The following is a 7,356-nucleotide window of genomic DNA, read 5'->3' as shown; positions in this document are numbered from 1 at the left end:
CGACCTCAACCTCGTCGAGAGATAGCATGGAGCACTGTTCGCGATGTCCTCGCACACCTGTTCGCGATGTCTCCGGTCCAAACACGATCCTGGCGGAGGGACGATCAATCGGGAGAAACGACTTTGCGTGCTCCCACGACCAATGCTTTGCCGAGGCGCTGCGGAAGAGCAGATCGGGCAAGGCCGCGCTGCAACCAGCGCCAATCCTCCCAGAGGCAGTGAATCCGGCCACGCCGCCGGATGCGGCCGCTCGTTCGGCCGCCACCACAGTCCCGCCTGCCGGAGCAACCCACTCATTGGGCGCGAGGACCACCGACGCCGAGCGCGTCATTGCTGCCATGGAAAGATGTGGCTGGGTGCAGGCAAAGGCGGCGCGCCTGCTTGGACTGACCCCGCGCCAGGTTGGCTACGTGCTGAGGAAATACGGCATCGAGGTCAAGCGTCTGTGAAAGCATGACTCAGGCGGATTAGCTGAGACCGCTTAGCGGCTTGGCCCGCGCAGGGATGCAGATCCGCGTCCGCGTCAAGTCGATCCGACCGAGGACAGCCTGGCCGAATTCCCGTGGCAGCCGGCGTTGCGACCATCTTGTGAAAGGCGACGCTGCCATCGTCAATCCGTCCGCCATGTTGCTCTCGTTGCGAGCTCATACGGATGCCCCTGTGCGACTGAAACGGAGATAAAATATGTCCGATGCAAAACTGCAAGCTGTGCTTTCGTCTCTTCCGCAAGGGACGCGACAGTTAGATGCTCTGCCGTCCAACGGACCAGCGCCGGACGAAAGTTTTGTCAAGCTGAATACGAATGAGAACCCGTTTCCGTTGCCGCCAATCATAATGCAAAGTGCAGTGGCGGCCCTCAATCGCCAGTATCTGTATCCGGACGACGATAACATCAGCTTGAGGGAAGCAGCGTCCAATACCTATGGGGTATCCACGGATCAGGTCATCGCAGGCAACGGGTCGTCTGAACTGCTCGGACTCATCTACAGAGCTTTCCTCGCCCCTGGCGACAAGGTGGCGATGATATCGCCAGGGTTTTCGTTCAACCGCAAACTTGCCATGTTGCATGGTGCTGAGTTTCTCGAGATGGGATGTCAAACTCATTCGCTGCCAATGGAGCAATTGCTTTCCGGTCCGGCAAAAGACGCCAAGTTCATTCTGGTGGCCAATCCAAACAATCCGACCGGAACATTCCTCTCGATAAGCAATATCGAACGCCTCGTGGCACAATCGGATCGCCTGGTCGTCCTTGATGAGGCCTATGTCGACTTTGCACCCGATCACGGGCTGCGCCTCATCAACCGTTATTCGAACCTTCTGATCTTGAGAACATTTTCGAAGAGCTATGCCGCCGCCGGCATTCGCGTCGGTTTCGGTTTCGGTCACCCTGAGATTATTGGCAGGCTGCGCAACATCCAGAACGTCTTCAACATGAACGTGATCGGGCATGCGGTTGGTATCAGCGTGCTTGCGCATCGCGGCGCCTACGCAGAGAACCACAAGCACATCAGACATGAACGACAGCGAGTGACAGCCGCACTGTCGCAACTTGGATTTTCCGTAACGCCCTCCCACGCAAATTTCCTGCTAGCCCGTGTGCCAGCGGGACAGGACGGCTCATGGTGGCAAGCAGCCTTGGAAAGGCAAAAGATACTCGTTGCCTACTTTCCGGACAATGGTTTGGAACATTGCATCCGCGTCAGCATCGGCACAAAAGAGCAATTGGATGCATTTCTTGCTGCCGCTCGCGATATAGTTGGAAGCTTAAACATACCAAGCACCACGGGCAGGGGAGCGTCAGGCTCTGCTCGTTCGGTACGCTGACGCTAATCCGATATCACACATTGCTATCTTTAGACTTGCTTGGTCACCCAAGCACGACAACATTTTTCTTTAAAATCAGGGACAATATCGAGTGACAAACGTCTTTCCTTCAAACCTAGCCTTCGGCATCTTCGATCATCTGGACGAGGACGGCCTCGATATCGCCCGGCAGTACGAAGATCGCCTGATATTAGCAGAGGCGTGCGATCAGCTAGGGTTCTATGCCTATCATCTCGCAGAGCACCACTGTACCCCCCATGGGAGAGGTCCATCGCCGAATCTGTTCTTATCGAGCGTCGCCCAGCGCACCCGGCGCCTGCGTCTCGGACCCTTGGTGATGCTGCTTGCGCTTTATCATCCGCTGCGTGCGTTCGAAGAGATCTGTATGCTGGACCAGTTGAGCGGTGGCAGGCTCGAACTGGGCATAGGGCGCGGTGCTCTCCCGATCGAATTGGGTTACTTCGGGATTGGTGCGGACGCGGTGCCGGGCCGCTATGCGGAAGCCAGCGAAATTCTTGTTGAAATACTTGTTAATGCCATGAAGGTTGGCACGCTGTGCTATCAGGGCCGCCATTTTGAGCTCAATGACGTTCCTTTGACGCTAAGACCTCATCAGCGTCCACATCCGCCGACATGGGTCGCCGCCAATCGACCCGAGTCCGCAGCCTGGGCCGCTGCGAATGGAGCAAATATCGCGTGTGTAGGACCTTCCTCTTCTGTTCGCAAAACTACTGATGCGTTCCGCGCCTATCAAGAGGACAACACTGGCGCGGGCAATCGAGCGCCATTTATTGGATTGCTCCGCATGGTCGTGGTTGGGCGTTGTGACACACATGCCTATTCGCTCGCGGCACCTGCTTACGAACGATGGCTCAAGAGCTTCCAATTCCTTTACGAGCTTAACGCTATCCCCACTCCACCCAACCTGCCGCTGACCTTCGATGCGGCAGTCGAGAGTGAATTGTGCGTGGTAGGATCAGCAGCGTCTGTGCGAGAAGCTCTGCTCAGTCAGTTGGAAGAGGCAGGTGCTAACTACCTTCTTTGTCAACTGGCATTTGGGAATCTGCCGCTAGATGCTTCCCTATACACCGCGACGACCATTCAATCCGAAATCATGGCTCGACTTGGCTGACCATGAAATTCGCGGTCTGATCCGAAGGTAAATCGTTGTAACAGCGCTCCCTCACATTGCTCGAGCGTGCACGTGGTGGGGATTGGGGAAATCGTGAGGGAGGCCAAACTGACGACGAGCCGGCGGCACAGATTACCAGGTTTGTACGTTGGCCGGCATCTGGGCACGGTGTGAGACTGCACGATCCTAAGGAGATGATGGCCGAGCGCGTCACGATGCCGGCACGCATCTGCTCGTCGCGCTCGCGCTAGTCGTTGCCCATAGCCCGCCGCAAGAGGTTCTTCTCGACCGGGGCGGCGCCGGTGGCGGCTCCCGCATCCAGCTTCATCAGCGGCTCGGCGGTAGCAAAGCCGTCACTCGCTACGGCGCTGTTGAGGGCGCGCTCGCGAGCGGCTTTGCTACGCCGAGCGACACCACCTGGAGCGAGTTCGCCCGATGTCGCGGCGTGCACCGCGGTCGGATAACGACGCTGGAGGAAATCGTTCGCAGCCGGTCTTCACGATCCGCGCGAGTGCTTTGCATGAATGCTGCCTGCTTCCTCGTCTGCGGCGGCCTGAGTGTCCGCCGGCACGCCCGAAGTCAATGTCAGTACCACAAGGCCGCCAAGACGTCAGGTCTGGGAGCCGGCTTGTACGGTCGTATCGTGTTCTGGAATATCGTCAAAGGAGGCGTAGTTGAGATTGTAGAGTTTGGAATACAGGCCGCCCATGGCTATTAGCTGATCGTGGTTGCCAGTCGCAATAACTTGGCCATTCTGAAGCACGATGATGCGGTCGGCACCCCGGATCGTGGCAAGACGGTGGGCGATGACGAGGCCAGTGCGCCCTTCAAGCAGCTTTATCAGAGCCTTCTGAATCTGCATTTCCGTGTAGCTGTCGATGTTGGCGGTAGCTTCGTCGAGCACGAGGATCTTGGCGTCGGCGACGAGGGCGCGGGCGAAACTGATAAGCTGGCGCTGGCCGAGAGATAAGTTGTCGCCGCGTTCGCCAAGTTGGGTCTCATACCCGTCGGCGAGGCTCATTATGAAGTCGTGGGCGCCGACCGCCTTGGCGGCCTCGATCACCTTGTCGCGCGTGGCTTCCGTCTTGTGGTATCGAATGTTCTCGAAGACCGTCCCGGTGAACAGGAACGGCTCCTGCAGCACCATGGCGACCTGGCGGCCGAGCGATTCCTGGGTGAGATCGCGCACATCATGTCCGCCGACCAGCACTTGGCCCTGCTGAACATCATAGAAGCGGTGGACCAGGGCCATCGCGCTCGATTTGCCAGAACCGCTCGGCCCGACCAGTGCGACCGTCTCGCCGGGATTGACCCGGAAGGAGACATTTTTCAGCACCGAACGGTTCGGATTGTAGCCGAAGGTGACGTCCCTGAACTCGACCGAGCCGTCCATTCCGGGCGAAAGCACCTCGGCATTGGGTTTGTCCTGAACATCGATCTTGACGTCGAGCACATCGGTCAGGCGCTTGCCTGAGGCCATGGCGCGCTGCATGACCGAATATTGCAGGGTGAGTGAGCGGATCGGGTCAAAGAAGCGCTGGATGTAAAATAGGTAGGCAACCAATACGCCCACATCTATGCGGCCATTCATGACCATCGAGCCGCCGACCACAATAACGGCGGCCATGGCGAGGCCGGTGAGGCCATCGACGATAGGCACCATGACCAGTGCATATTTGGCAGCGATCAGGTGGGTCCTGAGGTTGGCATGGGCCTTGTCGTCAAAAAGGATGAAATTCACCTGCTGGCGGTCCATGGACTGGACGGTGCGCACGCCGTGAATGGCTTCGGCCAGCGCGCCGTTGACGACGGAATTAGTCTCGTGTGCAGCCATGAAGGCGGCGCGGGCACGCGGCAGCCAGACAATGCGGACGATCACCAGGACCGGCAGAACCGAGAGCGTCAGGAGGCCGAGGCGGAAGTCGAGCCACAGCATTACGAAAACGATGCCGAAGAGAAGCGCAACATCGCCTACGGAATATACCGAGGTTTCGAGGAATTCCTGTATGGAGTTGACGTCGCCTTGCAGGCGCGACATGAGGCGTCCGACCTCGGTCTTGTCCATGAAGGAGAGCGACACCTTCTGCAGATGGCCAAACATGGCGCGGCGGATGTCGAACAGGACAGTTTCGGCCACTTTCCCAACCACGGTTTCCTGCATGTAGCCGGCAGCGAAATTGACCAAAATCGCCAAAACGAACGCGCCGACGGCCGCAAGCTGGGCTGAGCGATCGGTCCTTGCCGGGTTCATGCCCTGGTCGATCGCGTAGCGGATGATCAACGGGATGAGAAGCTGCGTCCCGGTGAAGATCAGCATTGCTGCAATCGTGATGACTACCCTGGCCCGATAGGGACGGACGAAGGTCCAGATGCGCCGGAGGATGCTCTTGTCGAAAGCCCGGCCGAACATCTCCTCCTCGATGCGGTGCGAGCCGACAACCGCGCGCGGAGGGCGTCTGCCGTCGTCACGTTCGGCTTCGAGTTCGCCGGCGCGGCCCTGCGCCATCAGCGGGCGCCCCCATACTGGGTCATAATGTCATCACCCGGGCGCGTCTGGAGATCGTAAAGGGCCCTGTAGCGTCCCCGCTTCGCCAAAAGCTCTTGATGCGTGCCGCGTTCTACGATTTCGCCGTTATCGACAAAAAGGATCTGATCGGCGTGCATAAGCGCACTCAGCCGGTGCGCGATGATGATCGTCACCCGATCCTTGGCGAAGCGCCGCATCGCCGCGCGGATGCGCTGCTCGGTGCCGGCATCGATCGCCGCCGTTGAGTCGTCGAAAACGACGACGGAGGGGCGCAGCATCATGGTGCGAGCAATCGTGAGACGCTGGCGCTGGCCGCCAGAGAGAGAGACGCCGCGTTCGCCCACGACCGTCTCGTAGCCTGCTGGGAGCCCGAGGATGTAGTTGTGGAGCTGGGCGAATTCGCCAGCGCGTTCTATTCGCTGTCTCTTCGCCCAGGGATCGCCATAAGCGATGTTGTTCTCGATCGTGGTGGTGAATAGGAATGCATCCTGCTGTACGACGGCGACCGCCTTGCGAAGCGTCGCGAGGGTGACATTACGTATGTCCTGGCCGTCCAGCGTGATGGCGCCACCGGTCACGTCGTAAAAGCGGGGGACCAGATGAGCCATCGTCGATTTGCCCGAACCCGGCGGACCGACGATCGCGATCGTCTCGCCTCTACGGGCCTCAAAGCTGAGGTTCTTCAGAATGGCGCAGTTTTCGGCGCTGGGGTACGCAAACGAGACATTGTGGAAGCGCAGAGTGCCGTCGCTTATCTCGAGCGGTCTGGCCTCGAGAGCATCCCTGATTGTGATCTCCTGGTCGAGGAGACCGAAAAGCCGCGAACCGCAGCTAGAAGCGCGGGCAAAGGCATTGACCATGAGGCCGATCTGGCGGACTGGCATTTGCAGGATTGTCATGAAGGTCAGGAAGGTCGCCACCGTTCCGACGCTGATCTCGCCAGCGACGAGCCTGCTGCCACCGATCCAGAGCACCAATCCCATTGCGAAAAAGAAGGACAAGGTCATCGCCGACGTGCTGGGCACGTAGATGTCAACTCGGTCGTGGGCGAGGTCGAGCGCGTTCTTGGAAGCGCCGTCGAACTTTAGCATCTCATAGGCTTGAGCCGCAAAAGCGCGGACCACGCGGATGCCTGCGAGATTTTCCTCCATCACGCGGCTTAGTACCGAAAGCCGCTCATGCAGGTCGAGCCAGGTGGCGCGCAGCCTAAGCTGTGTGGCCGATGAGCGCCAGGCGACAAAAGGCACGAAGCTCAGCGCGATCAGGCCGAGCATGGGATCGGTCGAGATCGTCATGTAGGCGCCGATCCCGATCAGCATGCTGAGCAGGAGCACGCGAACGAGCGCGGTGGAAAAATACATCCGCACGCCTTGGAGATCGAGCATTCCGATGGTGATCAGATCGCCTGAATGGACCCGGTCGTGAAAGGAAAAGCTGAGACGCTGGATCTTGTCGTAGTAGGCGAGCCGCAGTTCGTACGCGACATGATGCCCGACGGCTTCGGCAAAATAGTTCTGCGCCATCGTGAAAAGGCCGCGTAGCGCGCTGACGGCGAGCAGCAGGAGAGCCGGGATCCAGAGCGCTTGTCCTGCCGCGGTCCCCGCGACACCGCCCCCGATGGCTGTCTGGGTCAGGTCGACGGCCCGGCCGAGAAGCTGGGGAATGAGCAACTGGAGGATTGCCGCCAGGACCGTCGAGCCCATAGCGAAGGCGACCTGCCAGGGATGCCGCAAATTCATACGCGTGATGCGCAACAGCGTACTCAAATCCCGGCGCCAGCGCGCCGCTTCCACATGGGTCAACGAATTCAGAGCCTTCGTTGCGCTGCCGATAGCATCACTGCTCACGGGTGTATTCCCGACTGCATTTTGCG

General features: G+C 59.2%; 6 protein-coding genes. 3 read left to right on the top strand and 3 right to left on the bottom strand.

Features of this window, described 5'->3' with window-relative positions:
* Positions 1 to 296: 296 nt before the first annotated feature.
* The 3 genes from NKJ20_RS26070 to NKJ20_RS26060 all read left to right on the top strand — a co-directional run bounded on the left by NKJ20_RS26070 (position 297) and on the right by NKJ20_RS26060 (position 2,956).
* Positions 297 to 449 (top strand): helix-turn-helix domain-containing protein, encoded by a 153-nt coding sequence (locus tag NKJ20_RS26070; protein WP_352748027.1) that lies wholly within the window; start codon positions 297 to 299, stop codon positions 447 to 449.
* 235 nt (positions 450 to 684) lie between these two features.
* Positions 685 to 1,824, top strand: a complete 1,140-nt coding sequence (gene hisC, locus NKJ20_RS26065; RefSeq protein ID WP_352748024.1) for a histidinol-phosphate transaminase — start codon at positions 685 to 687, stop codon at positions 1,822 to 1,824.
* 91 nt (positions 1,825 to 1,915) lie between these two features.
* The gene (locus NKJ20_RS26060; protein WP_352506792.1) at positions 1,916 to 2,956 is read left to right on the top strand and encodes an LLM class flavin-dependent oxidoreductase; all 1,041 of its coding nucleotides are present in this window, start codon (positions 1,916 to 1,918) and stop codon (positions 2,954 to 2,956) included.
* Between the two features lie 247 nt (positions 2,957 to 3,203).
* On the opposite strand, the gene NKJ20_RS26055 is transcribed toward NKJ20_RS26060, so the two are convergent.
* The 3 genes from NKJ20_RS26055 to NKJ20_RS26045 form a co-directional block, all read right to left on the bottom strand.
* Positions 3,204 to 3,407, bottom strand: coding sequence for a hypothetical protein (locus tag NKJ20_RS26055; RefSeq protein ID WP_352457028.1), 204 nt, complete (start codon positions 3,405 to 3,407; stop codon positions 3,204 to 3,206).
* A 159-nt stretch (positions 3,408 to 3,566) separates the two neighbouring features.
* Positions 3,567 to 5,462, bottom strand: a complete 1,896-nt coding sequence (locus tag NKJ20_RS26050) for an ABC transporter ATP-binding protein (RefSeq protein WP_352748023.1) — start codon at positions 5,460 to 5,462, stop codon at positions 3,567 to 3,569.
* A complete protein-coding gene (locus tag NKJ20_RS26045; RefSeq protein WP_352748020.1) occupies positions 5,462 to 7,330 on the bottom strand; it encodes an ABC transporter ATP-binding protein in 1,869 nt (622 codons plus the stop codon). Before NKJ20_RS26045 ends, NKJ20_RS26050 begins: the two co-directional genes overlap by 1 nt.
* Positions 7,331 to 7,356 lie beyond the last annotated feature (26 nt).

Origin of the sequence: Mesorhizobium sp. M0185 (assembly GCF_040322175.1) — a bacterium.
Classification (GTDB): domain Bacteria; phylum Pseudomonadota; class Alphaproteobacteria; order Rhizobiales; family Rhizobiaceae; genus Mesorhizobium.
This window is presented reverse-complemented; position numbering and strand designations above follow the sequence as displayed.